Source organism: Shinella daejeonensis (genome assembly GCF_024281235.1).
GTDB classification, from domain to species: domain Bacteria; phylum Pseudomonadota; class Alphaproteobacteria; order Rhizobiales; family Rhizobiaceae; genus Shinella; species Shinella daejeonensis.
The window spans coordinates 140,082-163,602 of record NZ_JAHWXY010000009.1 but is presented as its reverse complement, the minus strand read 5'-3'; the positions used below and the strand labels follow the sequence as shown (position 1 = coordinate 163,602).

Annotated in this window: 25 protein-coding genes; 7 read left to right on the top strand and 18 right to left on the bottom strand. The window is 62.4% G+C overall.

The window, feature by feature from the left end:
* Nucleotides 1-236: 236 nt before the first annotated feature.
* Both KYK29_RS18385 and KYK29_RS18380 read right to left on the bottom strand, forming a co-directional pair.
* Nucleotides 237-401: a DUF1328 family protein gene (locus tag KYK29_RS18385; RefSeq protein ID WP_254692348.1), complete on the bottom strand. Its 165-nt coding sequence runs from the start codon at nucleotides 399-401 to the stop codon at nucleotides 237-239.
* Nucleotides 402-469: 68 nt separating this feature from the next.
* Nucleotides 470-676, bottom strand: coding sequence for a CsbD family protein (locus tag KYK29_RS18380; protein ID WP_254692347.1), 207 nt, complete (start codon nucleotides 674-676; stop codon nucleotides 470-472).
* A gap of 181 nt (nucleotides 677-857) precedes the next feature.
* On the opposite strand from KYK29_RS18380, the gene KYK29_RS18375 reads away from it, so the two are divergent.
* Entirely contained in the window at nucleotides 858-1,013 is a 156-nt protein-coding gene (locus KYK29_RS18375; protein WP_254692346.1) for a DUF3309 family protein, read from the top strand.
* 31 nt (nucleotides 1,014-1,044) lie between these two features.
* Nucleotides 1,045-1,305 (top strand): YMGG-like glycine zipper-containing protein, encoded by a 261-nt coding sequence (locus KYK29_RS18370; RefSeq protein ID WP_254692345.1) that lies wholly within the window; start codon nucleotides 1,045-1,047, stop codon nucleotides 1,303-1,305.
* Between the two features lie 179 nt (nucleotides 1,306-1,484).
* Here the strand turns inward: KYK29_RS18370 and KYK29_RS18365 are convergent, their stop codons facing one another.
* Nucleotides 1,485-1,685: a NepR family anti-sigma factor gene (locus tag KYK29_RS18365; protein ID WP_254692344.1), complete on the bottom strand. Its 201-nt coding sequence runs from the start codon at nucleotides 1,683-1,685 to the stop codon at nucleotides 1,485-1,487.
* Between the two features lie 144 nt (nucleotides 1,686-1,829).
* Between KYK29_RS18365 and KYK29_RS18360 the strand changes: the two genes are divergently transcribed.
* Nucleotides 1,830-2,627, top strand: coding sequence for a response regulator (locus tag KYK29_RS18360; protein WP_254692343.1), 798 nt, complete (start codon nucleotides 1,830-1,832; stop codon nucleotides 2,625-2,627).
* Nucleotides 2,628-2,702: 75 nt separating this feature from the next.
* Here KYK29_RS18360 and KYK29_RS18355 read toward each other — a convergent pair whose 3' ends face one another.
* The 6 genes from KYK29_RS18355 to KYK29_RS18330 form a co-directional block, all read right to left on the bottom strand.
* Nucleotides 2,703-3,047 (bottom strand): RidA family protein, encoded by a 345-nt coding sequence (locus KYK29_RS18355; RefSeq protein WP_254692342.1) that lies wholly within the window; start codon nucleotides 3,045-3,047, stop codon nucleotides 2,703-2,705.
* 62 nt (nucleotides 3,048-3,109) lie between these two features.
* Nucleotides 3,110-3,967, bottom strand: coding sequence for a dipeptide ABC transporter ATP-binding protein (locus KYK29_RS18350; RefSeq protein ID WP_254692341.1), 858 nt, complete (start codon nucleotides 3,965-3,967; stop codon nucleotides 3,110-3,112).
* Nucleotides 3,964-4,818, bottom strand: a complete 855-nt coding sequence (locus KYK29_RS18345) for an ABC transporter ATP-binding protein (RefSeq protein WP_254692340.1) — start codon at nucleotides 4,816-4,818, stop codon at nucleotides 3,964-3,966. Before KYK29_RS18345 ends, KYK29_RS18350 begins: the two co-directional genes overlap by 4 nt.
* The gene (locus tag KYK29_RS18340; RefSeq protein WP_254692339.1) at nucleotides 4,818-5,708 is read right to left on the bottom strand and encodes an ABC transporter permease subunit; all 891 of its coding nucleotides are present in this window, start codon (nucleotides 5,706-5,708) and stop codon (nucleotides 4,818-4,820) included. Before KYK29_RS18340 ends, KYK29_RS18345 begins: the two co-directional genes overlap by 1 nt.
* Nucleotides 5,709-5,717: 9 nt before the next feature.
* Complete coding sequence (locus KYK29_RS18335; RefSeq protein WP_254692338.1) at nucleotides 5,718-6,722, bottom strand: ABC transporter permease subunit; 1,005 nt, start codon at nucleotides 6,720-6,722, stop codon at nucleotides 5,718-5,720.
* 90 nt (nucleotides 6,723-6,812) lie between these two features.
* The gene (locus KYK29_RS18330; RefSeq protein ID WP_254692337.1) at nucleotides 6,813-8,408 is read right to left on the bottom strand and encodes an ABC transporter substrate-binding protein; all 1,596 of its coding nucleotides are present in this window, start codon (nucleotides 8,406-8,408) and stop codon (nucleotides 6,813-6,815) included.
* 386 nt (nucleotides 8,409-8,794) lie between these two features.
* Here KYK29_RS18330 and KYK29_RS18325 point away from each other — a divergent pair, with 386 nt between their 5' ends.
* A complete protein-coding gene (locus KYK29_RS18325) occupies nucleotides 8,795-9,517 on the top strand; it encodes a helix-turn-helix transcriptional regulator (RefSeq protein ID WP_254692336.1) in 723 nt (240 codons plus the stop codon).
* 132 nt (nucleotides 9,518-9,649) lie between these two features.
* Here the strand turns inward: KYK29_RS18325 and rirA are convergent, their stop codons facing one another.
* The gene (gene rirA, locus KYK29_RS18320; RefSeq protein WP_254692335.1) at nucleotides 9,650-10,147 is read right to left on the bottom strand and encodes an iron-responsive transcriptional regulator RirA; all 498 of its coding nucleotides are present in this window, start codon (nucleotides 10,145-10,147) and stop codon (nucleotides 9,650-9,652) included.
* Nucleotides 10,148-10,358: 211 nt separating this feature from the next.
* On the opposite strand from rirA, the gene KYK29_RS18315 reads away from it, so the two are divergent.
* Nucleotides 10,359-11,405 carry a Fe(3+) ABC transporter substrate-binding protein gene (locus KYK29_RS18315; protein ID WP_254692334.1) on the top strand — a complete coding sequence of 349 codons (1,047 nt, stop codon included), beginning with the start codon at nucleotides 10,359-10,361 and terminating at the stop codon, nucleotides 11,403-11,405.
* Nucleotides 11,406-11,466: 61 nt separating this feature from the next.
* Here the strand turns inward: KYK29_RS18315 and KYK29_RS18310 are convergent, their stop codons facing one another.
* The 3 genes from KYK29_RS18310 to KYK29_RS18300 all read right to left on the bottom strand — a co-directional run bounded on the left by KYK29_RS18310 (nucleotide 11,467) and on the right by KYK29_RS18300 (nucleotide 15,263).
* Entirely contained in the window at nucleotides 11,467-12,543 is a 1,077-nt protein-coding gene (locus KYK29_RS18310) for a M48 family metallopeptidase (RefSeq protein WP_254692333.1), read from the bottom strand.
* On the bottom strand, nucleotides 12,533-13,624 hold the full coding sequence (locus KYK29_RS18305) for a YjgN family protein (protein ID WP_254692332.1): 1,092 nt from the start codon (nucleotides 13,622-13,624) through the stop codon (nucleotides 12,533-12,535). The genes KYK29_RS18310 and KYK29_RS18305 overlap by 11 nt, the downstream gene beginning before the upstream one ends.
* Nucleotides 13,625-13,766: 142 nt before the next feature.
* Nucleotides 13,767-15,263, bottom strand: coding sequence for a CoA-acylating methylmalonate-semialdehyde dehydrogenase (locus KYK29_RS18300; RefSeq protein WP_254692331.1), 1,497 nt, complete (start codon nucleotides 15,261-15,263; stop codon nucleotides 13,767-13,769).
* 104 nt (nucleotides 15,264-15,367) lie between these two features.
* Here KYK29_RS18300 and KYK29_RS18295 point away from each other — a divergent pair, with 104 nt between their 5' ends.
* Complete coding sequence (locus KYK29_RS18295) at nucleotides 15,368-16,249, top strand: LysR family transcriptional regulator (protein ID WP_254692330.1); 882 nt, start codon at nucleotides 15,368-15,370, stop codon at nucleotides 16,247-16,249.
* 375 nt (nucleotides 16,250-16,624) lie between these two features.
* Nucleotides 16,625-17,326 carry a GntR family transcriptional regulator gene (locus KYK29_RS18290; RefSeq protein WP_254692329.1) on the top strand — a complete coding sequence of 234 codons (702 nt, stop codon included), beginning with the start codon at nucleotides 16,625-16,627 and terminating at the stop codon, nucleotides 17,324-17,326.
* 124 nt (nucleotides 17,327-17,450) lie between these two features.
* Here the strand turns inward: KYK29_RS18290 and KYK29_RS18285 are convergent, their stop codons facing one another.
* From KYK29_RS18285 to KYK29_RS18265, 5 genes are all read right to left on the bottom strand, one after another.
* Nucleotides 17,451-18,560: a mandelate racemase/muconate lactonizing enzyme family protein gene (locus tag KYK29_RS18285; protein ID WP_254692328.1), complete on the bottom strand. Its 1,110-nt coding sequence runs from the start codon at nucleotides 18,558-18,560 to the stop codon at nucleotides 17,451-17,453.
* 140 nt (nucleotides 18,561-18,700) lie between these two features.
* On the bottom strand, nucleotides 18,701-20,362 hold the full coding sequence (ggt, locus tag KYK29_RS18280) for a gamma-glutamyltransferase (protein ID WP_254692327.1): 1,662 nt from the start codon (nucleotides 20,360-20,362) through the stop codon (nucleotides 18,701-18,703).
* Between the two features lie 61 nt (nucleotides 20,363-20,423).
* Nucleotides 20,424-20,618 carry a hypothetical protein gene (locus tag KYK29_RS18275; protein WP_254692326.1) on the bottom strand — a complete coding sequence of 65 codons (195 nt, stop codon included), beginning with the start codon at nucleotides 20,616-20,618 and terminating at the stop codon, nucleotides 20,424-20,426.
* Between the two features lie 13 nt (nucleotides 20,619-20,631).
* Complete coding sequence (locus tag KYK29_RS18270; RefSeq protein WP_254692325.1) at nucleotides 20,632-22,260, bottom strand: L-lactate permease; 1,629 nt, start codon at nucleotides 22,258-22,260, stop codon at nucleotides 20,632-20,634.
* Nucleotides 22,261-22,758: 498 nt separating this feature from the next.
* Nucleotides 22,759-23,415, bottom strand: coding sequence for a GntR family transcriptional regulator (locus KYK29_RS18265; protein ID WP_254692324.1), 657 nt, complete (start codon nucleotides 23,413-23,415; stop codon nucleotides 22,759-22,761).
* Nucleotides 23,416-23,521: the final 106 nt, after the last annotated feature.

The window sequence follows — 23,521 nt, the reverse complement described above, 5'->3', positions numbered from 1 at the left end:
GACAAGTTCGTCGGCCGCCAGAAGCGCCCAACGCCCTCGTCGATGAGCGGCGTTATAAGCCCACCAACCATGAACAGTCAACACCGCAAAACTGAAAAAAACAAATATATTTTAAGTGGCTGAAATCATTGAGGATTTCTGGAAAATGCCATCGCGCCGGAAAAGGAAGGGATGGAAAAAGCCACCGCACCCGCGGAGCCGGCGCGCGTGGCGCCTTCCGGGGTGCGGTTTTCGCCCTATGCCCGCCGGAAAAGGCCCGCCACCAGCGACAGGACAAGGAGGACGAGGAAGACGAAGAACAGGATTTTCGCGATACCGGCCGAAGCGCCCGCGATACCGCCAAAACCGAGCAGGCCCGCGACGAGGGCGACAACGAGAAAGACCACAGCGTAATAAAGCATCGTTTCAATCCTCCGTTTGATCATTCTGGAAACACCATTTTCCGGCGAATGTTCCCGATCGCCTGCCTTCAGGCACCGGGATGCCGGCCCGCCCATTCCTCGATCTGACGATCGGCCTCTTCCCGGGCGATGCCGTAGCGCTGCTGGAGCTTGCCCGAAAGTTCGATGCGGCGGCCTTCGATCACATCGAGATCGTCATCGGTCAACCGACCCCATTCCGCCTGGGCCTTGCCCTTGTATTCCTGCCAGCTGCCCTGAATGATATCCCAGTTCATGAGCCTGTCCTTTCCGGTTTTGTTGAACGGCCTTGACGGGAGGAAGAACCCGCCGTCGTCACAATGGTTCCCGCGCCCGCTGCGGCATTCGTCCTTTTCGCGACAGCAAGCGGAACAATTTTTCCGCTTCGCCGTTCTGACAGCGACGTTCTATCGGAACGAGGCCGCAAAGGAGGCGCAAATGCTCGGCACCATTCTTCTCATCGTCCTGATCCTGCTGCTCATCGGCGCCCTTCCGAACTGGGGATACAGCCGAAGCTGGGGATACGGCCCTTCCGGCGGCCTGGGCCTGATCGTCCTCATCCTTCTCATCCTTGTCCTTATGGGGCTGATCTAGAACCGCACCGAGCCCAAGCAGGAGCAGAAACATGACGAAAATCGCCCTTATCCTCGCGCTCGTCGCATCCACGGCAGCACTTGGCGCCTGCACGCAGACCGAACGGGGCACCGCCATCGGCGCCACATCGGGCGCGATCATCGGCGGCGCCGTCACGGGCCGCGCCGGCGGCGCGCTGGCCGGTGCGGCGATCGGTGGCGCGGCCGGTTATCTCATCGCCCGGTCCGATCGCAGCGGCTATTGCATCTATCGCGACCGCAACGGCCGACGCTACGAAGCCCGCTGCCGCTAAAACATTTCCAGCCGAAGCGAGATCGCTTCGGCGTCGGAGAATGCGGTGAAAACAACATATGAGGGTAATCCCGGCCGGATTTCACCGGAATTGCTCGAAGCCAAAGCGGAACGAAAGCAGGAAAGCGGCTGCAAGGCCGCTTTCCTGCGATCCGATGGAAGAGATCCGGAGACCGAAGCCTACCGACGGGCCTTCGCCTTGCGCTCCGCCTCATCCAGCTGTTGCAGCAAGTCCAGGAGACGGTCGGGAACCGGCTCCGTCTCGATAACCTGATAGAAGGATTTCAGCTTGCGCCCGATCGGTCCATCAGCATCAAACGCCGTCTGGCTGTCCTCGTAACGCACGGAGGCACGCTTGTCGTCATCTCGACCGGTTGCCATCCTCTTTCCCTCACGTCCCGTCAACTATCTTCGTTTTGCCAAAGATTACCTATAGCAAGACGAATTCAATACACTAAAACTGGTTTCGTCCGGTTTAATTTATCGGAAGCCGTACCGATGCGGAACATATCCAGGGAGAATAATATGTCGCTTTCCACCCGTATCGCCCCGCATCTGGCCTATCTGCGGCGCTTCTCGCGGGCCGTAACGGGTTCACAGACATCAGGGGACGCCTATGTCGCGGCGATGCTGGAGGCCCTCGTCGCCGACATTTCCCTTTATCCCGAGCAGGCGAGCGACCGGATCGCCCTCTACCGTCTCTATTGCCAGCTGTTCGAAAGCCTCGACGTCACCCTTCCGAAAAGCCAGTCGCCCTTCGGCTGGGAGCGCCAGGCGGCCGCCAATCTCGACAATATGCCGCCGGCCGCGCGCAAGGCCTTCCTTCTGGTCTCGGTGGAGGGTTTCAGCCTTGCCGAAGGCGCGGAGATCCTCGGCGTTTCGGAAGAGCGTTTCGGCGAACTGCTGGACGAAGCCTCGCACGATATTTCCCGCCAGGTCGCAACCGACATCATGATCATCGAGGACGAACCGCTGATCGCCATGGACATCGAGGACATGGTCACGAGCCTCGGCCACACGGTGACCGGCATAGCCCGCACCCATTCCGAGGCGGTCGATCTCTACCGGCGCACCCGGCCGCGCATGGTGCTTGCGGATATCCAGCTGGTCGACGGCAGCTCCGGCATCGACGCGGTCAACGATATCCTGCGTGACAGCACGATCCCGGTGATCTTCATCACCGCCTTCCCCGAACGGCTGCTGACCGGCGAGAAGCCGGAGCCGGCCTTCCTCGTCACCAAGCCGTTCAACCCCGACATGGTGAAGGCGCTGATCAGCCAGGCCCTGTTCTTCGACGAGCACGCCCGCCTCGCGAAGGCCTGACACCACCCCTCCCCCGCAACGGCAAAGACCCGCAGCGATGCGGGCCTTTGCATTTCACCGTGTCACGCAGACGGCTCAGAGAGCCGCCGTGACGATGACCTCGACGAGATATTCCGACGTCGCCAGCTTCGATTCGCCGGTGGCGCGGGCGGGTGCGTGACCGGGGGCGACCCAGGCGTCCCAGACGGCGTTCATCGCCTGGAAGTCGGCCATGTCGGCCATCCAGACCTGCGCGGACAGGATACGGGTCTTGTCGGTGCCGGAAAGCGCCAGCAGCCGGTCGACTTCCGCCAGCGCCTCGCGGGTCTGGCCGGCGACGTCCGAACCGGGTTTTCCGACCTGACCGGCCAGATAGACGGTGCCGTTGTGCACGACGGCCTGGCTCATGCGCTGGCCGGTTTCAAAGCGTTTGATATCCATATCTCGTTCCTGTCTGATCTTCCTTGCGGGCCGGAGCGGTGACCGGCCCCAGCGCGATTGTTCTATAGAGCCGCCGGCGCCGATGCGCCAGAGGCCGCGGCGGATTTGCGGGCGAGCCGCGCCCGGATGGCCTCGATGTCGACCCGCGGCGTCGCGGCGAACAGCGTCCGGGTATAGCTGTGCTGCGGATCGTTGAAAACCGCGTCGCGGCTGCCGTATTCGACGGCCTCGCCGAAATACATGACCATCACATCGTCGGCGATATGGCGTACCACCGAAAGGTCATGGCTGATGAAGACATAGGTCAGCTGAAACTCGCTCTGAAGATCGGCAAGCAGGTTCAGCACCTGCGCCTGTACCGAGAGATCGAGCGCGGAGACCGGTTCGTCCAGCACCAGCAGCCGCGGATTGAGCATCAGCGCGCGGGCGATGGCCACGCGCTGGCGCTGGCCGCCGGAAAACATATGCGGGTAGCGGCCGTAGTGTTTTTCCTCGAGCCCCACCTTCTTCAGCATGGCCATCGCCCGGGCCTCGCGCTCGTCCGCCCGCATCTTCGCGTTGATGATCAGCGGTTCCGTCAGGATCTCCCCGATCTTCCGGCGCGGATTGAGCGAACCGTAGGGATTCTGGAAAACGATCTGCACCTTGCTGCGCATGTCCGCCGTCAGCGGCTCGGTGGCGATATCGATGCGGCGTCCGTCGATCAGCAGGTCGCCGGATGTCGCGGGATCGATCATGGTGACGATGCGGGCAAGCGTCGACTTGCCGCAACCGCTTTCCCCGACAATCGCCAGCGTCTTGCCCTCCCCGACGGAAAAGCTCACGCCCTTCACCGCGTGGACGGTCCGGCTCTTTTTGAACAGGCTGCCAGGGACATGGTAGTCGCGCGTGATGTCGCGCGCTTCGAGCACGGGGGTCATCGGGGGGCTCCTGCGAAGATCTGCTCGTCGCTCAGCAGTTCGGAAATGGTCGGCAGACGGCCGCCGACGGCATTTTCCGGCAAGGCGGAAAGGAGCGCGCGGGTATAGGCGTTCTTCGGATTTTCGAAAAGCGTCAGCACGTCGGCCTCCTCGATCTTGCGACCCTTGTACTGCACGATGACGCGGTCGGCGGTCTCGGCGACCACGCCCATGTCATGGGTGATCATGATGAGGCCCATGCCGTGCTCGGCCTGAAGCTCGACCAGCAGATCGAGGATCTGCTTCTGGATCGTCACGTCGAGCGCCGTGGTCGGCTCGTCGGCGATCAGAAGCTTGGGATTGCAGGCGAGCGCACAGGCGATCATCACGCGCTGGCACTGGCCTCCCGACATCTGGTGCGGATAGTGCCCGAGCCGTTCCTCCGCAGCGGGAATGCCGACCTGCTCAAACAGTTCAAGCGCGCGTATCCGGCGCGCCCTGCGATCGAGACCGGTGTGGATGCGCAGCACCTCCTCGATCTGGAAGCCGACGGTAAAGCACGGATTGAGGCTGGCGATCGGCTCCTGGAAGATCATGGCGATCTCCTTGCCGACAACCCGGCGGCGGTCCCTGTCGGACATGGCGAGCATGTCGCGACCATCGAATTCCAGTCGGTCGGCGGTGACCTTCGCCGTCCAGGGCAGAAGCCCCATGGCGGCGAGCATCGCGACCGACTTGCCGGAGCCGGATTCCCCGACGATGGCCAGAACCTCGCCGGGATCGACCTTGAGAGAAACACCGTCCACCGCCCGGAACGGCCCGGATGCCGTCTGGAACTCGACGACGAGATTTTCGATCTGGAGAAGCGACATCACGACCTCTTCAGCTTGGGATCGAGGGCGTCGCGCAACCCGTCGCCCATCAGGTTGATGGCGAGCACGGTGACCAGGATGGCAAGTCCCGGAAAGGTCACGACCCACCAGGCGCGCTGGATGAATTCCCGCGCCTCGGCCAGCATCGTTCCCCATTCGGGCGTCGGCGGCTGGGCTCCCATGCCGAGGAACCCGAGCGCCGCCGCATCGAGGATCGCCGCCGAGAAGGCGAGCGTCGCCTGCACGATGAGCGGCGCCAGGCAATTCGGCAGGATCGTCAGGAACATCAGCCGAAAGGTGCCGGCGCCGGCGACCCTGGAGCCGACGACATAATCCTTCGACTTCTCGGCCATCACCGCCGCCCGCGTCAGACGTACGAAATGCGGCTGATTGACGAGCGAAATCGCGATCATCGCGTTCAGGAGGCCGGGCCCCAGCACCGCCACCAGCACGAGAGCCAGGAGAAGCGACGGGAACGCCAGGATGATATCCATGATGCGCATGATGAACGTATCGACGCGGCCGCGGAAATAACCGGCGACGAGGCCGATCAGCACGCCCGAGATCACCGACAGCGTCACGACGACAAGGCCGATGAAGAGCGAGAAGCGCGAGCCGTAGATAAGGCGGGAAAGGATGTCGCGGCCGACCGCGTCGGTGCCGAGAAGATAGCTCGCCTCGCCCCCCTCCATCCAGGCGGGCGGCAGCAGCAGCTTGTCGCGAAGCTGCTCGGTGGGCCCATGCGGCGCGACGAGCGGCGCGAAAACCGCCACGAACAGCACAAGCAGAAAGACCGCAAGGCCGATGACGGCGCCCTTGTTGCGAGAGAAGTAATACCAGAACTCCGCAAGCGCGGAAGGGTGGCCGGTTTGCGTGGTGACCGTGCTCATGGACCGCTCCTAATGGCGAATGCGCGGATTGACGAGGCCGTACGTCAGGTCGACCAGAAGATTGACCAGCATGATGATGGCGGCGATCAGCAACAGGCCGCCCTGCACCACCGCATAGTCGCGCTTGAACACCGCATCCACCATCCACTTGCCGATGCCCGGCCAGGAGAAGATGGTTTCCGTCAGGATCGCGCCGGCGAGCAGCACTCCGACCTGCAAGCCGATCGTGGTGATGACAGGGATCATCGCGTTGCGCAGCGCATGTACGCCGATGACGCGGAAGGGCGAGAGGCCCTTGGCGCGTGCGGTGCGGACGTAGTCTTCTCCCAGCACCTCCAGCATGGCCGAACGCGTCTGGCGGGCGATCACCGCAAGCGGGATCGTCGCCAGCACCACCGTCGGCAGGATCAGATAGGTCAGCGCCGACCTGAAGGCGCCTTCCTGGCCGGACAGCAGGCTGTCGATCAGCATGAAGCCGGTGACCGGCGGGAAGAAATACATGAGCGAGATCCGCCCCGAAACCGGGGTCCAGCCGAGATAGCCGGAGAAGAAGATGATCAACAGCAGGCCCCACCAGAAGATCGGCATGGAATAGCCGACGAGCGCGACGCCCATGACCGACTGGTCGAGCCATGTGCCGCGCTTCACCGCCGCCAGCATCCCGGCCGGAATGCCAAGGCAGATGGCGAGGATGATCGCGCAGAGCGACAGTTCCAGGGTTGCCGGAAACAGCGAGAGAAAATCGTCGAAAACGGGGCGTTTGGTGACGATGGAGGTTCCCAGATCCCCTTGCAGGATGGAACCGAGATAGTCGAAATACTGGATATAGAACGGGCGGTCGAGGCCGAGGTCGTGCATCACCTGGGCATGCCGTTCCGGCGACATCGCCCGCTCTCCCGACATGAGCATTACCGGATCGCCCGGCAGCAGGCGAATGAAGGAGAAGGCGATAAGGGAGACGCCCAGGAACGTCGGGACGAGAACCGCGAGGCGTCCGAGAAGAAAGCGCAGCATGGCTGGTCTACCTGAAGGTCTCCGGCGGTCCGGAAAAATCCCGACCGCCGGAGAAGCCCGGCTGACCGGGCATGTTGCAGAAAGATCGGCTTATTCGGCGATGTCGACGCCGTCAAAACGGTGGATGCCGAGCGGGTCCATGTGGAACCCCGTCACCTTCTTGCTCAGCGGGATGAAGCCGACCGAATGGTCGATGGTCATCCACGGCGCCTCACGCTTGAAGACCACCTGCGCTTCCTCGTAGAGCTTCGTGCGTTCCGCCTGATCGGAGGACTTCTTGGCCGCCTTCACCAGCTTGTCGAATTCCTCGTTGCACCATTGGGCGCGGTTGTTGCCGCCGACGGCCTCGCAACCGAGCAGCGTGTCGAGGAAGTTGTCCGGGTCGCCGTTGTCGCCCGTCCAGCCCATGATGACGGCGCCGTCGCGATCCTCCTCCCGCGACAGCTTCAGATATTCCGCCCATTCGTAGGAAAGGATTTCCGCCTGGACGCCAACCTTGGCGAAATCGGCCTGCATCAGTTCGGCCGCACGGCGCGCGTTCAGCATGTAGGGACGCGAGACCGGCATTGCCCAGATCTTCATCTTCAGATCCTTGACGCCGGCTTCCTCCAGCATCTTCTTCGCCGCTTCCGGATCGTATTTGTCATCCTCGATCGCGTTGTTATAGGACCACATGGTGGGCGGAATCGGGTTCTTGGCAACCTCCGCCGCGCCCTGGAAGACCGCATCGATGATCGGCTGCTTGTTGACCGCCATGTTGAGAGCGCGGCGAACCTCGACCTTGTCGAAAGGCGCTTGCTGGGTGTTATAGGCGAGATAGGCGACGTTCAGGCCGGGCTGCTCGAGAACGGTCAGGTTCGGATCGGCCTTGAGATCGGCGACGTCGGCCGCATTCGGATAGGGCATGATGTGGCATTCGCCCGCCTTCAGCTTCTGGGCGCGCACGGCCGCATCGGTCGTGATCGCGAAGATGAGATCGTCGATCTTTTCCTGGCCCTTGAAATAGTCGGGATTGGCCTTGTAGCGGATGACCGCGTCCGGCTGATAGGCCACGAACGTGAAGGGACCGGTGCCGAGCGGCATCTGGTTGAGCTGCTCCAGCTTTCCGTCAGCCGCCAGCTTGTCGGCATATTCCTTCGACATGATGGAGGCGAAATCCATGCCGAGGTCGGCGATGAAGGGCGCCTCGGGATGGTTGAGGACGAATTTGACCGTGAGATCGTCAACCTTCTCGATCGACTTGATGAGCTGCGGGAAGCCCATGCCGTCGGCATATTCCCACGCGGCCCCCGCGACATACTTGTTCCAGGGATGGTCTTCCCGGATCTGACGCTCGAAGGAGAAGATCACGTCATCGGCGTTGAAGTCGCGCGTGGGCGTGAAATAGTCGGTCGTCTGGAACTTGACGTCCGCGCGCAGCTTGAAGGTGTATTCGAGGCCGTCGTCGGAAATCGTCCAGCTTTCGGCGAGGCCCGGCTCGACCTCGGTGCCGCCATGCTTGAACTCGACGAGGCGGTTATAGACCGTGCGCGAAGAGGCGTCGAAGGTCTGTCCGGCCGTGTAGAGTCCCGGATCGAAGCCTTCCGGCGACGCCTCGGAGCAATAGACGAGCGTCTTGGACCAGGCTGCGGTGCCCATCATGGAGGCAAGCGCAGTCGCCGCGAGGAGAGTAGTCAGCTTTTTCATCGTGAGCTTCCCAGCTTGTTATTTTTCTCTTTGCGTCAGGCCGCCGGGCACGAAAGAAGCCCCGGCCTTGGGCGGATGGAACGACATTTGCCGTGGGAATGCAATAAGACTCCCGACAATTTTGTCCAAATGGACAATTCCTGCGGATCGCCGCCAATGCGCGTAAATAACGGCCTCACGAGGCTTTCGGCCATCCTGGGGGACGCCCTTTCCCGCTCCTTTTCGGAGCCGGTGCCTGCAAGTCACGAATTTTCTTCCCGCCGCGCGGCCCGTCCGGCGCGACAGGGAGAAAAAAACCTGCATTTTGGTGCCTAAATCACCAAAAGTCCTTTGCCGACGAAGATTGCGCCGCTAAATTTGCCCTTGAGGAGCGGGGGGCATGCCACGTGTCATCATTGACCAGGCAGTACAGGCGATATGATTTCGAATGCGACCTGGAGAAAGCGCTCAATCGCGTCGACTTCTTCCGTATCTTCCACGCCATGGCGCTGCGTCGCGGCTTCAACCATTTCGGCATTCTGCAACTGACCAACGAACAGGACTCGTCGGCGCTCGCCAGCCGGCTGGTGCTGCACGACCTGCCGGCGGGATTGCCGGAAGATTACGACGCACGTCACCATCTGGGCGAAACGGCGCTCTTTCGCAGCTTCTTCCGCTCAACCATTTCCACGCTCTGGCGTGCTGACGAGACGAAGGATGAAGCGAGCCTTCAGGACGGGGACGATTTCCTCGATCAGACCGGTTTCGAGACGGTCCTGTCCGTGCCGGTTCATACGATCAGCGGCATGCGCTATGTCGTTCTGTTCCTCGGCGACCGTGGCGATATCACCCGCAACCGGCATTTCGAGATCGCCTATGAGGCCAATTGCGCCTTCGATTATTTCTACCGCACGGTGCTGGCTCAAAAGGCGGGAATGGGGCTGACGCCGCGCGAGACGGAAATCCTTCGCTGGATTTCCTACGGCAAGACGGCCAGCGAGATCGCCCTCATCGTTTCCGTCTCGGAGCACACCGTCAATTCCCACACCGCGACAATCCTGAAGAAGCTCGACGTGGTCAACCGCACGCAGATGGTGGCCAAGGCCATTCGCGAGCAGATCATCCAGTAACCGCAGCTACGGGACCGGCCGGGCGGCTCTCTGGCAGGAGGGTGATCGGCGGCCTGTCAGTTCCCGGACGGGATCGGCCGCGCCGCGACCGCGGGCCCGAAGTTCCCGAAAGCCGTCCTCAGACGGGCCTCGTCAGGCCGCCGGCAGCGGGCTGACCTGTACGGGCGCGGGCGCCAGCGGCTTCGCAGCGAGTTCCGTTTCCAGGCCGAGCAGCAATCCGATATGCGGCCGCGCCTTGACCAGATCGTCGATCGTATATTGCTGCAACACCTCGAAGAAGGCGTTCAGCGCCTTGCGCAACGCGGCATTGAGCCCGCAACTGTCGACAAGCGGACAATCGATCTCGCCGGCCTCGAAACATTCGGCCATGGCGAAGGAATCCTCCGTAACCCGCACCACGTCGAAAAGCGTGATGTCGGCCGCCGGACGGGCAAGACGCACGCCGCCGTTACGGCCGCGCACCGTCTCCACCAGTTTCGCCTTGGTGAGCGGCTGGAGAATCTTGAAGAGGAACAGCTCTGAAACGCCATAGGCCTTGGCGATTTCGGGCACGCGGCTGAGCGTCTCCCCGTTGACCGCGCAGTACATCAGCATCCGCACGGCATAATTGGTTTGTTTCGTCAGGCGCATTGGCAACTCCGCATCCTGTTTCGTTATGCAGGTCTATACGACATATAGGACTGTTTGCAGTTTTGAACAATTCCAAAAAGCGGAAAATAACATTCAGGTTAGAAATCACATTCCCGTTATCACTTCGTGCAGGCCGGCAGGGAGCCCTTGACTAGCGGAACGGCGTCGTGGAGATGAGTAAATAAGTCATGTTTTATATAGGGAGGCTCGCATGCAACCAGTCCGTAAATCGTTTGCCGCGCTTTCGCTTGCCGCAGCCGGCATGGCGATGGCCGCCCCCGCTTTCGCGGACGGCGAGGTGAATATCTATTCCTACCGTCAGCCGGATCTCATCCAGCCGCTGCTGGAGGAATTCGAGAAGGAAACCGGCATTCAGACGAATGTCCTGTTTCTCGACAAGGGACTTGTCGAACGTATCCGGGCGGAAGGCGCAAATTCACCGGCCGACGTGATCCTGACCGTCGACATCTCCCGGCTGACCGAGGCGGTGGAAGGCGGCGTCACCCAGCCGGTGACCGACGACGAGATCATCAACAAGGATATTCCGGCGCACTTCCGCGATCCGGGCGGCAACTGGTTCGGACTGACCACTCGTGGCCGCGTCGTCTACGCTTCCAAGGAACGCGTGGCGCAGGACGAGATCACCTATGAGGAGCTTGCCGACCCGAAGTGGAAAGGCAAGATCTGCACCCGCGATGGCCAGCATTCCTATAATATCGGCCTTATCGCCTCGATGATCGCTCATCATGGCGACGCGAAGACCGAAGAATGGCTGCGGGGCGTGAAGAACAATCTCGCCCGCAAGCCGGACGGCGGCGACCGCGACCAGGCCAAGGCGATCATGGCCGGCGAATGCGATCTGGCCCTCGGCAATACCTACTACGTCGGGCTGATGATGACCAACGAGAAGGAGCCGGAACAGAAGGACTGGGCGGCGGCGATCAAGGTTCTCTTCCCCAACAACGGGGATCGCGGCACCCATGTCAATATTTCCGGCATGGCGCTCGCCAAGAATGCGCCGAACAAGGAAAACGCCATCAAGCTGATGGAATTCCTGTCGGCCGGCACCGCCCAGCAGATCTATGCCGAGCAGGTTTACGAATATCCGGTGCTGCCGGGCGCCGAGCCCTCCGACGTCGTCAAGTCCTTCGGCGCGATCAATCCCGACACGCTGGCGCTCTCGGAAATTGCCGCCAACCGCAAGAAAGCCTCCGAACTGGTCGACAAGGTCGGCTTCAACGACGGTCCGGAGCAATAGGCCCCCGCTCCGCAGGCAGGAAACATGACGGGACGGCGGCCTTCGGGCCGCCGTATCGTTTTCACGGTCCGGCCGTCCCCCTCGCCTCCGACACGCGGCGAGCATGATCGAGAACGGCCTTCCGGCGCTCCGGCGTATCCGGATGGGTGGAAAGAATAGTCGCGCCGCCACGGTCGCCGAGCCTGTCCTCCAGCAGGGCGAAGAAGCGGGCGATGGCGGCAGGATCGTATCCGGCCGCCGCCATCAGTTCCACCGAGCGACGGTCAGCCTCCCTTTCGGCGGAGCGCGAGTGGGAAAGCGCCAGCAGACCGCCGCCCTGGGCGAGGATATCCTCGACGCCCACGCCGATGTCGCCCGCAATCAGCATGATCAGGCCCGCCATGCCGGCGGCGCGGTAGAGCTGACGCAGGCTGTGCTCCAGTTCGACATGTCCGATCTCATGCGCGAGCACCGCCACGATCAGCTCGGTATCCGTTCCCGCCATCTCGACGAGCTGGTCGGTGACGACAAGCGTGCCGTCCGGCAATGCGAAAGCGTTCGGCCCGATGAGGCCGCCGTCGCAGAAATTCAGCGTATAGGCCGCCGCACCCCGCGACGAACGGGCGGCAATCCGCGCGAAACCCGCCTCGATCTCGCGCCGGCGCGATCCGGCAAGGGCGGTCGGCGAGAAGGCGGTGACGTCGAGCGTCTCCATCGTCGTTTTCGCCATCAGCTGCGGCACGGCGGGCGGCGTCACCCATATCGCCACTTCGACCAGCGCCGGCACGCCCCAGCGATAGACCGCGCCGCCGAGCACGAAGGCGACGAGGACGATCACCGCGAGACGAAGGCGGAACTGCTCCAGCCAGTGAACGACGCCGGCGCCGCGACGGCCTTGCGCGACAAGACAGGCGTCGATCCCCGCATTGTCCCGGGTCTCGAAGACCGAGCCGTCGGGAAACGTGATGCGGCGGGGGATCGAGCCGACGCGTGCGGAGATTGCAAGCCGCGCCGGCGCGGCTTCGGCAAGCGGCACGCCGCCTTGCGTCGCCAGGACGACAAGCTTTCCGTCCCGCGCCACGAGACGCGCCTCCTGCGACCGGCTGGAGCCGGGCGGGTGCCACTCGCCGGCGGCGACGATCGCCGGGTCAGAAACCAAACTCGATTCCTTCCAGATCCATGAATTCCGCGCCGATGGCGGATCCCTCCTGCCGGATCGTATCGAAAATCTCGCCGACATCGCCATCGAAGGTCACGCCGGTGTGCTCCCATGTATAACGCGCCAGGCGCACGGCCGCCCAGGGCCGCATCAAGCCCAGCGTCGCGATGGTCACGATCACGTTGGAAAGGGCGATCCAGACGTAGCGCCGGCGGGACAGGTCGCTTGCCAGCCGGTGACGGCCGTCGAAGGTTGTCGCCGACCAGACGATGTTGCGCACACCCGCCCGGTAGAACTGGCTGACGACGCCGAATGTCGCAAAAAGCACGGCATAGCCGGCGATCGCGGCGAGGACGATCGGGATCCGCTCCCCCGGCGACAGGATCCCCGGCGCTTCGAACAGGGCCGCAAGCAGCGGCAGATTTGCAATCGCGAGAGCGGCGATCAGACCGAGGCCGACAAGGGCGAGCAGCACCGAAAGGAACCACACCTTGTAGAGCGGGCCGAGTTTCGGATCGGTATCGAAGGAGCGGTTGCCGTAGCGCAGATTCGCGCCGACGTAGCGCGCCATCCAGCGTGAGGCGAGCGGCGCGAGGATGCCGAGGCTGAGGGCGGCAAGCAGGCCGCCGAGGATGACGGCCTTGAAGGCTCCGCCGGCTCCGCCCACGAAATCGAAGCGCACGTTGCGATAGCTGGTCACCCGCGCGCTGAAACGCAATCCCCGCGCCACCAGCCAGGGCAGCGCCACGAGCACGACGATCAGCGGCAGGATGACGAGAAAGGGAAGGAGAGCGGCGAGCAGGTTGAGCACGAGGAAGCCGCCGAGGACGATCACCCGGCCGACAAGGATCTGCAAGCCCCTTGCATGATATTCGAATGCGCGGCCGAGCAGCACGGTGTTGCCGTAAAAGTAGCGGTTGCGCCGCACCTTCGCCCAGGCGGAATAGATACCGAGCGTGACGATCGTCAAAAGCACGTTGACGATCCAGATGCCGAAATATTCCGACGCCCGGCCGGTGAAAGCGACACGATGAAACCCGCCGCTACGGCCGAAAGGCCGCAAATCGTCTGTCCTGGACATTCCATCTCCCTCGAATGGTGCTGAAAGACATAAACGAAAGAGCGCAGCATGTCCGCCCGCCCGTTCCCGCCAAGAGCACGGCCAGGGGCAAATGAAAAGGGCCCCCGCGGGAGCCCTTTCCTGAAAATCGTAAAAAGGTTGGTTACTTCATCGTCGGCATGGCGAATTCGGCCTCGTCCTTGATGCCCGACGGCCAGCGGCTCGTCACCGTCTTGGTGCGGGTCCAGAACTTGATCGAGTCGGTGCCGTACTGGTTGAGGTCGCCGAAGGAGGAGGCCTTCCAGCCGCCGAAGGAATGATAGGCGAGCGGAACCGGGATCGGTACGTTGATGCCGACCATGCCGATGTTGATGCGGCTGGCGAAGTCGCGGGCGGCGTCGCCGTCGCGGGTATAGATGGAGACGCCGTTGCCGTATTCGTGCTTCATCGGCAGCGACAGCGCTTCCTCGTAATTCTTCGCCCGCACGACCGAGAGCACCGGGCCGAAGATCTCGGTCTTGTAGATCTCCATGTCCTCGGTGACGTGGTCGAACAGGCAGCCACCGACGAAGAACCCGTCCTCATAGCCCTGGAGCTTGAAATTGCGTCCGTCGACGAGGAGCTTGGCGCCCTCTTCCACGCCCTTGCCGATCAGGCCGGTGACACGGGCCTTGGCTTCCTTCGTGACGAGCGGGCCCATGTCGGCCTTGTCGTCGGTATAGGGGCCGATGCGCAGGCTTTCGACCTTCGGAACCAGCTTCTCGATCAGGCGTTCGGCCGTTTCCTCGCCGACCGGAACGGCGACGGAGACCGCCATGCAGCGCTCGCCGGCCGCTCCGTAGCCCGCGCCCATCAGCGCGTTCACGGTCTGGTCGAGGTCGGCGTCGGGCATGATGATCATGTGGTTCTTGGCGCCGCCGAACGTCTGGACGCGCTTGCCGTTCGCCGCCGCCGTGGCGTAGACGTAGCGGGCGATCGGCGTCGAACCGACGAAGGAGACGGCGGAAATATCGGGATGGACGAGAATGTCGTCGACCGCGCTCTTGTCGCCGTTGACGACGTTGAGGACGCCCTTCGGCAGGCCCGCCTCGATCATCAGTTCGGCAAGGCGGATCGGCACGGACGGATCGCGCTCCGAGGGCTTCAGGATAAAGGCGTTGCCCGAGGCGATGGCCGGCGCGAACATCCACATCGGGATCATCGCCGGGAAGTTGAAGGGCGTGATGCCCGCACCCACGCCGACCGGCTGGCGGAGCGAATACATGTCGATGCCCGGGCCTGCGCCCTCGGTGAATTCGCTCTTGGACAGATGCGGGATGCCGATGACGAATTCGCAGACCTCAAGACCGCGGATGACGTCGCCCTTGGCGTCGTCGAACGTCTTGCCGTGCTCGCTGGAGAGCAGCGTCGCCAGTTCGTCCATGTGCTGGTTGAGCAGGTCGACGAACCGCATGAAGACGCGGGCGCGGCGCTGCGGATTGGTCGCGGCCCATTTCGGCTGTGCGGCAAGGGCGCTGTCGACGGCGGCCTGAAGCTCGTCGGCGGTGGCCAGAGCCACCCTCGCCTGAACCTCGCCGGTGGCGGGATTATAGACGTCGGAAGTGCGGCCGCTGGTGCCGGCGACGTTCTGGCCGTCGATGAAATGTCCGATCTCACGCATGGGGAAGTCCTCCGTTGATGTGAGGGGATCATCGCACTACAATTTACGCAATTCAATGTCCTTGGATAAGCAACCGTTGTGCATAAATCGAACAAGGAGCGACAATGAACTGGGATGACGTCCGGCTTTTTCTCGCCGTGGCCCGGACAGGGCAACTGCTGGCGGCGTCCCGGCGGCTTGGCGTCAATCACGCCACGCTGAGCCGTCGGGTGAGCACGCTGGAGGAGACACTGAAAACGCGGCTTCTGGTGCGGCGCACCAACGGCTGCGAACTTACGGCGGAAGGCGAGGTCTTCCTGCGCGCCGCCGAGCGGATGGAAACGGAGATGCTGGCGGCGCAGTCGCGCATCGGCCGCATCGATACGGCGATCGCCGGCACGGTGCGCATCGGCGCGCCGGATGGTTTCGGCGTCTCCTTCCTCGCGCCGCGCCTCGGCCGGCTGACGGCGCGTCACCCCGAATTGCGCATCCAGCTGGTGCCGGTTCCCCGCTCGTTCTCGCTATCGCAGCGCGAGGCGGACATTGCCATCACGCTGGAGCGCCCCGAGCAGGGCCGGCTCGTTTCCTCCAAGCTCACCGACTATACGCTCGGCCTCTACGCCTCGCGCGCCTATATCGAGGAGAACGGCGCGCCGGAAACAGTGGAGGACCTGAAACGCCACCGCCGCGTCGGCTATGTCGAGGATCTGATCTTCACCGCCTCGCTGAATTTCACCGGCGAGATCATGCGCAGCTGGGATGCCGGCTTCGAAATCTCCAGCGCCACCGGCCAGACGGAAGCGGTGCGTTCGGGCGCGGGCGTCGGCATCCTGCACGATTATATCGCCCGCCAGTATGGCGAACTGGTGCGCCTGCTGCCGGATACCGCGATTCGCCGCGCCTATTGGACCACCTGGCACGAAAGCACGCGCGACCTCGTGCGGGTGCGCACCGTAGTGGAGTTCGTGCAGGAACTGGTGCGCGATGAACACGCGATCTTCCTGTGAACGGACAAAGGGACAGGGCATTTCCGGTGATCCGTCTTCACCGGAAATGCTCCGGCTCGCCGTTGCAGGGCGTGACGGAGGAGCGCTCCGGGCGAAAGCGCCTTCACGAGGCTGGAGTGTGAAAGCGCATCGCAACCCCGCCTGCCGGACAGCAGGCCTTTCCAACCGCATCAAGTTACTTTTGCAGATTGGATAAAATATTCGACCAATGGTACGGCGAGCGGAATGCGATCGTCTGCGCGAAGAACGGCGGAGACAGGAAGGCGGGGTTTCAAGCCTTCCCCGGTATTTAGGGACGGTTGCACGAGCACGGCCCGTTATTGTATAAAATCAACAAACGTATGAATCGGCTCTTTACGAACGAGGCAATTTCGCATGGCGACCGTCGGCAAGGGGCTCAAGCACAAGACGATGGCCGAGGCGGCGGCCTCGGAACTCCGTGATCGAATCCTCGGCGGGACATATCCCCCCGGCATGCGCTTGCGCCAGGACGCGCTGGCCGAAGAATTCGGCATGAGCCGCATACCGGTCCGCGAAGCGCTGTTGTGCCTCGAAAGCGAGGGGATCCTCAGCATTCTGCCGCATCGCGGCGCCGTCGTGGTGGAATTGTCGATCGACGAGATCGAAGAGCTTTTCAACCTGAGGCTCATGCTCGAGCCATTCCTGTTCCTTCGCTCCGCCCCCAATCTGACGGCCGCGGACTTCGAGAAACTGGAAGACAATCTGGAGACATATACCGCGTCGATGGACAGCGTGAATGTCGCCACATGGAACGACCTGAACACGGAGTTCCACATGACGATCTACAGGCACGCGCGCAGTCCCCGTATCTTGAGCACGGTCCAGAATCTACTCGCCGAATGCGACCGGCACACGCGCCTCCAGCTCACCAATATCACCTCGGACCGGAACCGTGCGGTCAAGGAGCACAAAGCGATCCTGAAGCTTTGCCGGCAGCAAAAATTCGAGGAGGGCGCCCAACTGATGCGGGAGCATATCGATCACATCCGCCTTGTCCTTCTGGGTCTCCTCAAGGATCGCGGACCTGGCGCCGAAACGCCCCGGGCAGCGGAATAGCCGCCGCTTTCGATATTGCGCAGCGCCTCCGATTTGCGCGCATGAGCGCGCCGCCCTTCGTTCGGGACGATTTCAGGCATTCTCCGGTCTGGCCCCGTTGTTCTCAACGGGGCCAGATGCGGTTTCAGTTCGCTCCGACGGTGAAGAGCGGCTTGCCCAGCTTTTGCAGATCGACTTCGATACCCAGACCTGCGCCTGTCGGGGCCGATCCATATCCATCCGAGGAGCGGGGTGAATAATTGGCGAGATGGCCATCGGTCCAATCGTTGAAGAACGGCGTCATCAGGAGTGACTCCGGCCGGGTGGTCGCCGCGATATGGCTGGTTGCCGCAGTGATGATGTCACCGCCCCACATATCCTCGACCGAAACCGCCATATTGAGGTCCTGGAGGAGATCGCGTGCCTTTACGACGTTGGACAGCCCCCCGAGCTTGCCGAACTTGAGATTGATGGAGACCGCGTTGGCCTCATATTTGGCGCGGAAAACCTCATCGTGATTGACAATCGACTCGTCCAGTATCAGCGGCAGGCAAGAGCCGCGATGGGCGAGGATGCAGTCGGCAGTCGACCGGCACGGCTGTTCGACAAAGACAGGAAGCCCTGCCATGCCCTGCACGGCGAGCTTGGCGGCGGCGAGCGACCAGCCGCCATTGGAATCGGCGACGATGACGGTGTTTGTGTCGCCGGCCTCGACGCTTGCCTGCACTCTCGCAATATCGTCGAAGGGATTGTTGCCGACCTTCAACTGGAACCGGTTGATTCCGGCCGCCCGCCTTGCTTCGATGAAAGCGCCCATCTCTTCCGGGGTGGTGAGCGGAACCGCTTCATAGATCGGAAAACGGTCGTTGATGACCCCGCCGATCAGGCTGGAAACGGGCAAGTTCAGGGCCCTGCCCTTGATGTCCCAGCACGCGATATCGATCGGGCTCTTTGCAAATTCCTGCCCCATCAGCGTTGCGTTCATGACCCGGTTGATCTTCGCGATATTGGTGGGGTCATGCCCGATCAACGCCTCTCCCAGGTCCTTCAGGGCCGTGCGGATGCCTTCGGGAAATGTCGGAAGATAGACCTTTCCAAGGGTCGTGATTTCACCCCACCCGCTGATGCCGTCATCCGTGCGGACGCGAACGACGGTTCCGTCTTCGCTTTGCGCCACACGGTCACCGGACATGATGTAGGTGCCGTGGGCATAGCCTACCGTGTAGGAATAGACGTCGATGCCGATAATTTTCATAGCAGTTATCCCTTAGCCGATATTGGCTTCGGAATATTGTATAAAATATGCGCCAGAGTTTCGCAAACGCTTTTGACCTGCCCCAAATTCCGGCAGCATCCGTCCTCCTGAGAAGACGGATGCCCGGACGCGCCGGAGCTTCAGAAGCCTGAAGCCGTACCGTCACCGCGCGGATCGGCGCCGCCCTCGAAAAGCCCCGTGCCGGTGTGCCGCCGTATGGCCTGCGCATGTCCGAGGCTGCCATTCCAGGGCGTGGCCATCCTCACCGGATGCCCTCGCAACGTGAGTTCGCGCACCACTTCGGCGGGAATTTGCGGCTCAAGCAGCAGGTCACGCGAAAGCGTGCCCCAGGTGCGCCCCATCAGCCAGCGGGGCGCCTCGATCGCCTGCTGCACGTTGAAACCGAAATCGATCATCCGCGTGATCATTGCGGCCTGCGTTTGCGGCTGGCCCTCACCGCCCATCGTGCCATAGGCCATGACGGGTTTGCCGTCCTTCATCAGCAGGGCCGGAATGATGGTGTGGAAGGTACGCTTGCCCGGCTCCAGAGCATTTGGATGCGCCGGATCCAGCGAAAAGAAGCAGCCGCGGTTTTGCATGAGAACGCCGGTGTCGCCGGCGATCACGGCCGAGCCGAAGTCATGATACGGCGACTGGATCTTCGACACCATCATGCCATCGGCATCGGCGGCGCAGAAATAAACGGTGCCGCCGCCCGGCCTGTCGCGGCGCGCCTGGTCGCCAAAGCGAAGCCCCGGCTCGATGCCGTCGACAGGCAGAACCCTTTCGGGGTCGATGAGTTGCAGGCGCTGTCGCGCGTATTCCTTCGACAGGAACGTGTCCAGCGGAATATCGACATAGGCGGGATCGCTCAGCCATTCGTCACGATCGGCGAAGGCCACCTTGGTCGCCTCGACGAGGTGGTGATAATATTCGACCGAATTCCAGCCCCAGGCGCCGACATCGAAGGGTTCGAGCAGGTTGAGGATCAGTTGCGCTGCAAACCCTTGCGTTGGCGGCGGCATCTGAAAGACGTCGTAACCGCGATAGGACGACCTGATCGGCTCGACCCAGCGGGCCTGGAAGGCTTTCAGATCCTCGAAACGCAGGGGAGAGCCCATGGCTTCCATGGCGCGGCCGATTTCACGGGCGACCCGGCCTTCATAAAAGCCTTCCCGGGCGCCGTTCCTGGCAATGCCCTCCAGTGTTTCGGCCAGTTGCGCCTGCACCAGCACCTGTCCCTCGCGCTGCGGACGACCATCCGGCAGATAGAGTTTCTCCATGTTGGCGTCGGTGCGCAGGATTTCCTCGTCGGCGGCGATCCAGTCGGCCAGCGAACGGGTGATGGCGGCGCCCTCGCGAGCGTAATGGATCGCATCGGCGAACAACTCTTCCCAGGGGAGCCTGCCGTGGCGCTCATGCGCGAGGCGCCAGCCGTCGACGGCGCCGGGAGCCTTCAAGACGCTCAAGGGGCCGCGCATCGGAATGGCTTCCGTATGGCCGTTTCTCTCGTAGAATTCCCGGGTAGCCAGCGCGGCTGCCGGACCATTGGCCTCGATGGCTTCCACACCGGACGCGTTGCCGCCGGCGATCAGCCAGAAGCCGTCGCCGCCGATGCTCGCCATATGCGGATAGACCACGCTCAATGTGGCATTGATGGCAATAGCGGCATCCACCGCGCTGCCGCCGCGACGCAGTATGTTTTCGCCGGAAGCCGTAGCCAGATAGTGTGGCGAACTGGCCATGCCGCGCTTGCCGTATGCCGGCGCTCGTCCGGTTCTCGGTCCATTTGCAGAGATCATGTTGCTTTCTCCGTATCGCCCTTTCGGGCCGTCATGAAACAATCGGGGCGGTCCGCCGCTCTCAGTTTTCCTTCTTCACCATGAAACGCCGTGCAGGAGGGATCGCGGCAGCGACGATCAGGATCAGGCCTCCCAGCCCGGACAAGGCCGGCTGGCTCTGTGTGGAGCCGACGCTGACCAGCGGTATGGCCACCATGAAAAGCACGAAGACGAGGATCAACGCGGCGGCGTTATCACTGAAGATTTTCTTGAGCATTGCCGGATCTCCCTTAGCCGGTGATCAGTGCCAGGACGACGGTGGCAATGCCGGTCAGCACGAATGCCGCCACCGTCCAGGGAATGGTCTTGCGAAGGATCGCACCTTCCTGACCGCTGGCTCCGGCGGTGCTGGCGCCCATAACGACATTGGCCGGCGCTATGGCATTGCCGATCGCGCCTCCAGCCGCCTGCGCGCCCAGAATGGTGGCGGGCGGCAGGCCATTGGCCTTGGCCAGATCCAGTTGCAGTTCGGACATCAGAACCTGAGCCGACGTGCTGCTGGATGTGATGAAGGCGCTGATAATGCCCAGCCCGTTCGCGAAGAAGGCGAACACATAGGGAGACGCCACTGCCGCGATACCAAGCGCAAGCATCTGCGTCTGCCCGGAAAACTTCATGGTGGAGGCGACGATGAGGAAGGCGATGATGGGAACCGAAGCCGGCGCCGAACTCCGGATCCAGGCCGGAACGATGGGTTCCCGCACCTTGCCCGTACGTCTGGACCATTCGTCGAAATATCCCCTGCCGGCATAGACGATCCAGGCCACCAGGGCCGTCACCGCGATCACGGCGCCGGGATGGGAAAACGGATGCAATGGCGCGTATTGAGACGTGGCTTCCATCCCCGGACCCATGCCGGTCCCCAGTTGCGGAAAGGCCAGCCCGAACTTCGGGCCGTCAAGCCATTGGGCGAGCGGGCCGATCAGCGAGGTGCCCAGCGCGAGGACCGTGAGCAGGCCGTAAGGCGCAAGCGCCATCCCTGTGCCCATGGGAGGCACCGGCCCTTCACCGACGCCCAGATTGGTGCCATCGACCATTGCGGGGCGTTCCTCGATACCCTGTGCCGGCAGCCGGTAACGGGGGATGCGCGACAAGGGAAACAGGGCGATCAGGGCGACCGTCGCCGGCAGGAACGCCGCGAGGATCGGATCGACCCAGACCATGAGGGTCTGGCCGATGCCCTGGATCAGGCCGATGATCAACACAAGCGGCCAGGAGGCCCGGATGGCGGGCCAGCGCCCGTACATCCACACGATGGTGAAGCCCCCGAGCAGGGCCTGAAGGATCATCAGCAGGCCGGCCTGGACGCCCATGGACGTCGCCGTTGCCGCATCCAGTTCGACCACCTGAAGCGTAGCCAGCCAGCCGACGCCCAATGTGCCGAAGAATTTTGCCCAGATATGGGCGATGATCGGGATCGCCACGGCGTAAATGGGCCGCACGCCGAACGCCACCAGCAAAGGCGCGACAACGGCGATCGGGGTGCCGAAGCCGTCAATGCCTTGCAGGAAAGACGGCAGAACCCAGCCCAGCGCCACGATGATGAAGATCTCGTTCTGCGACATCCCGGATATTCCGTGACGCAGCGCATCATAGCCGCCTGATTTGCTCATCACGTGATAGAGCAACAACGCCGGCCAGATTACGTAGAGAATGGGCAAAGCATCCCAGGTTCCCTTGGCCGATGCAACCAGCAGGGCATCCACGGGCGTGCCAAAAGCAAAATATGCGATAGCCGCGGTGATGAAAATTGTGATGGCGCCGGCTTCCTGCGCGGACCAGTTCCGCACCACCATCAGGACGATCAACGCGAGCGTCGGAACGCCGGCCAGCAGCCAATGCAGCAGAGTGAGTTCCATCTTATCGCCTATGTTTCGAACAGTTTTCCGCCCCATACGGCAAGTAATTTCCGTGGGACGCGTGAGAACACCGGGAAACCGAGCGTCAATCTCGATCCATCAAATTTCCGACAAGGATTTTTCGGGTTTTTCGCGCTGAGTTTTATTCGTTTCAGCACTGGGGAATATTCATGAACGTAAAGCATATTACGTTCTAAACTAACAGACGGCCCGTTTATTTTATTGATCAAAATCAAACAAAAACAGATTTCCTTATCGGACAACAGCGCACTGGAAACCGAAGCGATCTCGCTTCGGCTGGAAATGCTCCATATGCGGGCGCAAGCGGCACACACCTGCCTGTCGTCGAGGATTGTCTTTTGGAAAGGATTATGGAGGGGTCGTCGTCGCGCAAGGGCCCCTGCCCGCCGGCATTGCCGGAGGCGGTCGTTTTCGTCGTCGCCGTCGCCCAAAGCCGGGTTGAGCGAGTTTCCGGCCATCGCAGTGAAACCGCCCGATTTATGTCGGGAGCAACTCGATCAGGACGGTCCCGGCTTCGCTGATATCCCGGCTGGTCGCCTCCGAGACGGCCTGAACGTCGCCGCGCCGCAGGGCCGTGATTATATTGTCATGCTCTTCATTGGCGATGGCATGGAAGCGGCCCTCCTGCGCCAGCCGGTTCAGCCACGGGCCGGTCCTGAGCCAGCACAGGCCGATCAGCTGCTGAAGATACGGCAGGCCGGATGCCTCATAGATCAGGAAGTGGAAACTCTGATTGTCCGCGAGATAGTCGGGAAAGCGGCCTTTCGCAATGGCGGCATGCATTCGCTCCGAGAGCATCTGAAGCCGATCGCACAGCGCCTCGTCGGCGCGCGCGGCGGCGGCTTCGGCGGCAAAGCATTCGAGTCGCAGGCGGATTTCGGTGACTTCGACAAAGCGGCTGCGCGTCATGACGGGAACCTGGATGGTCCGGTTGGGAGCCAGTTCGAGCGCCCCTTCCGCGATCAGCCTTTGCAGCGCCTCGCGCACCGGCGTCGCCGAAATCCCGAGGCTGGCGCCCAGGCCCCGGATCGTCGGCGACTGGCCCGGCGCCAGCCGCCCCGTCAGAAGCGCATTGCGCAACGTAACGTAGGCCTGTTCATGCAACGGCTCGGACGTCAGCGGTGTGAACTCCATTTGGTTCTCTTTCCTGCCTTTTGCCCGAAGCTAGAGTAATTTCCACGGAACTGTGAGTGCTTTTTCATCAGGAGTTGCAAAGCCTCGTCCAAACACGTGCTCTTTC

Coding starts and splice junctions, on each gene's coding strand:
- KYK29_RS18340 (WP_254692339.1), bottom strand. CDS start 5,708: ATGAGCACGGTCACCACGCAAACCGGCCACCCTTCCGCGCTTGCGGAG.
- KYK29_RS18335 (WP_254692338.1), bottom strand. CDS start 6,722: ATGCTGCGCTTTCTTCTCGGACGCCTCGCGGTTCTCGTCCCGACGTTC.
- KYK29_RS18300 (WP_254692331.1), bottom strand. CDS start 15,263: ATGCGTGAGATCGGACATTTCATCGACGGCCAGAACGTCGCCGGCACC.
- KYK29_RS18375 (WP_254692346.1), top strand. CDS start 858: ATGCTCGGCACCATTCTTCTCATCGTCCTGATCCTGCTGCTCATCGGC.
- KYK29_RS18295 (WP_254692330.1), top strand. CDS start 15,368: ATGAACTGGGATGACGTCCGGCTTTTTCTCGCCGTGGCCCGGACAGGG.
- KYK29_RS18290 (WP_254692329.1), top strand. CDS start 16,625: ATGGCGACCGTCGGCAAGGGGCTCAAGCACAAGACGATGGCCGAGGCG.
- KYK29_RS18370 (WP_254692345.1), top strand. CDS start 1,045: ATGACGAAAATCGCCCTTATCCTCGCGCTCGTCGCATCCACGGCAGCA.
- KYK29_RS18345 (WP_254692340.1), bottom strand. CDS start 4,818: ATGTCGCTTCTCCAGATCGAAAATCTCGTCGTCGAGTTCCAGACGGCA.
- KYK29_RS18315 (WP_254692334.1), top strand. CDS start 10,359: ATGCAACCAGTCCGTAAATCGTTTGCCGCGCTTTCGCTTGCCGCAGCC.
- KYK29_RS18350 (WP_254692341.1), bottom strand. CDS start 3,967: ATGACCCCCGTGCTCGAAGCGCGCGACATCACGCGCGACTACCATGTC.
- KYK29_RS18330 (WP_254692337.1), bottom strand. CDS start 8,408: ATGAAAAAGCTGACTACTCTCCTCGCGGCGACTGCGCTTGCCTCCATG.
- KYK29_RS18270 (WP_254692325.1), bottom strand. CDS start 22,260: ATGGAACTCACTCTGCTGCATTGGCTGCTGGCCGGCGTTCCGACGCTC.
- KYK29_RS18285 (WP_254692328.1), bottom strand. CDS start 18,560: ATGAAAATTATCGGCATCGACGTCTATTCCTACACGGTAGGCTATGCC.
- KYK29_RS18385 (WP_254692348.1), bottom strand. CDS start 401: ATGCTTTATTACGCTGTGGTCTTTCTCGTTGTCGCCCTCGTCGCGGGC.
- KYK29_RS18355 (WP_254692342.1), bottom strand. CDS start 3,047: ATGGATATCAAACGCTTTGAAACCGGCCAGCGCATGAGCCAGGCCGTC.
- KYK29_RS18365 (WP_254692344.1), bottom strand. CDS start 1,685: ATGGCAACCGGTCGAGATGACGACAAGCGTGCCTCCGTGCGTTACGAG.
- rirA (WP_254692335.1), bottom strand. CDS start 10,147: ATGCGCCTGACGAAACAAACCAATTATGCCGTGCGGATGCTGATGTAC.
- KYK29_RS18305 (WP_254692332.1), bottom strand. CDS start 13,624: ATGTCCAGGACAGACGATTTGCGGCCTTTCGGCCGTAGCGGCGGGTTT.
- ggt (WP_254692327.1), bottom strand. CDS start 20,362: ATGATCTCTGCAAATGGACCGAGAACCGGACGAGCGCCGGCATACGGC.
- KYK29_RS18265 (WP_254692324.1), bottom strand. CDS start 23,415: ATGGAGTTCACACCGCTGACGTCCGAGCCGTTGCATGAACAGGCCTAC.
- KYK29_RS18275 (WP_254692326.1), bottom strand. CDS start 20,618: ATGCTCAAGAAAATCTTCAGTGATAACGCCGCCGCGTTGATCCTCGTC.
- KYK29_RS18380 (WP_254692347.1), bottom strand. CDS start 676: ATGAACTGGGATATCATTCAGGGCAGCTGGCAGGAATACAAGGGCAAG.
- KYK29_RS18360 (WP_254692343.1), top strand. CDS start 1,830: ATGTCGCTTTCCACCCGTATCGCCCCGCATCTGGCCTATCTGCGGCGC.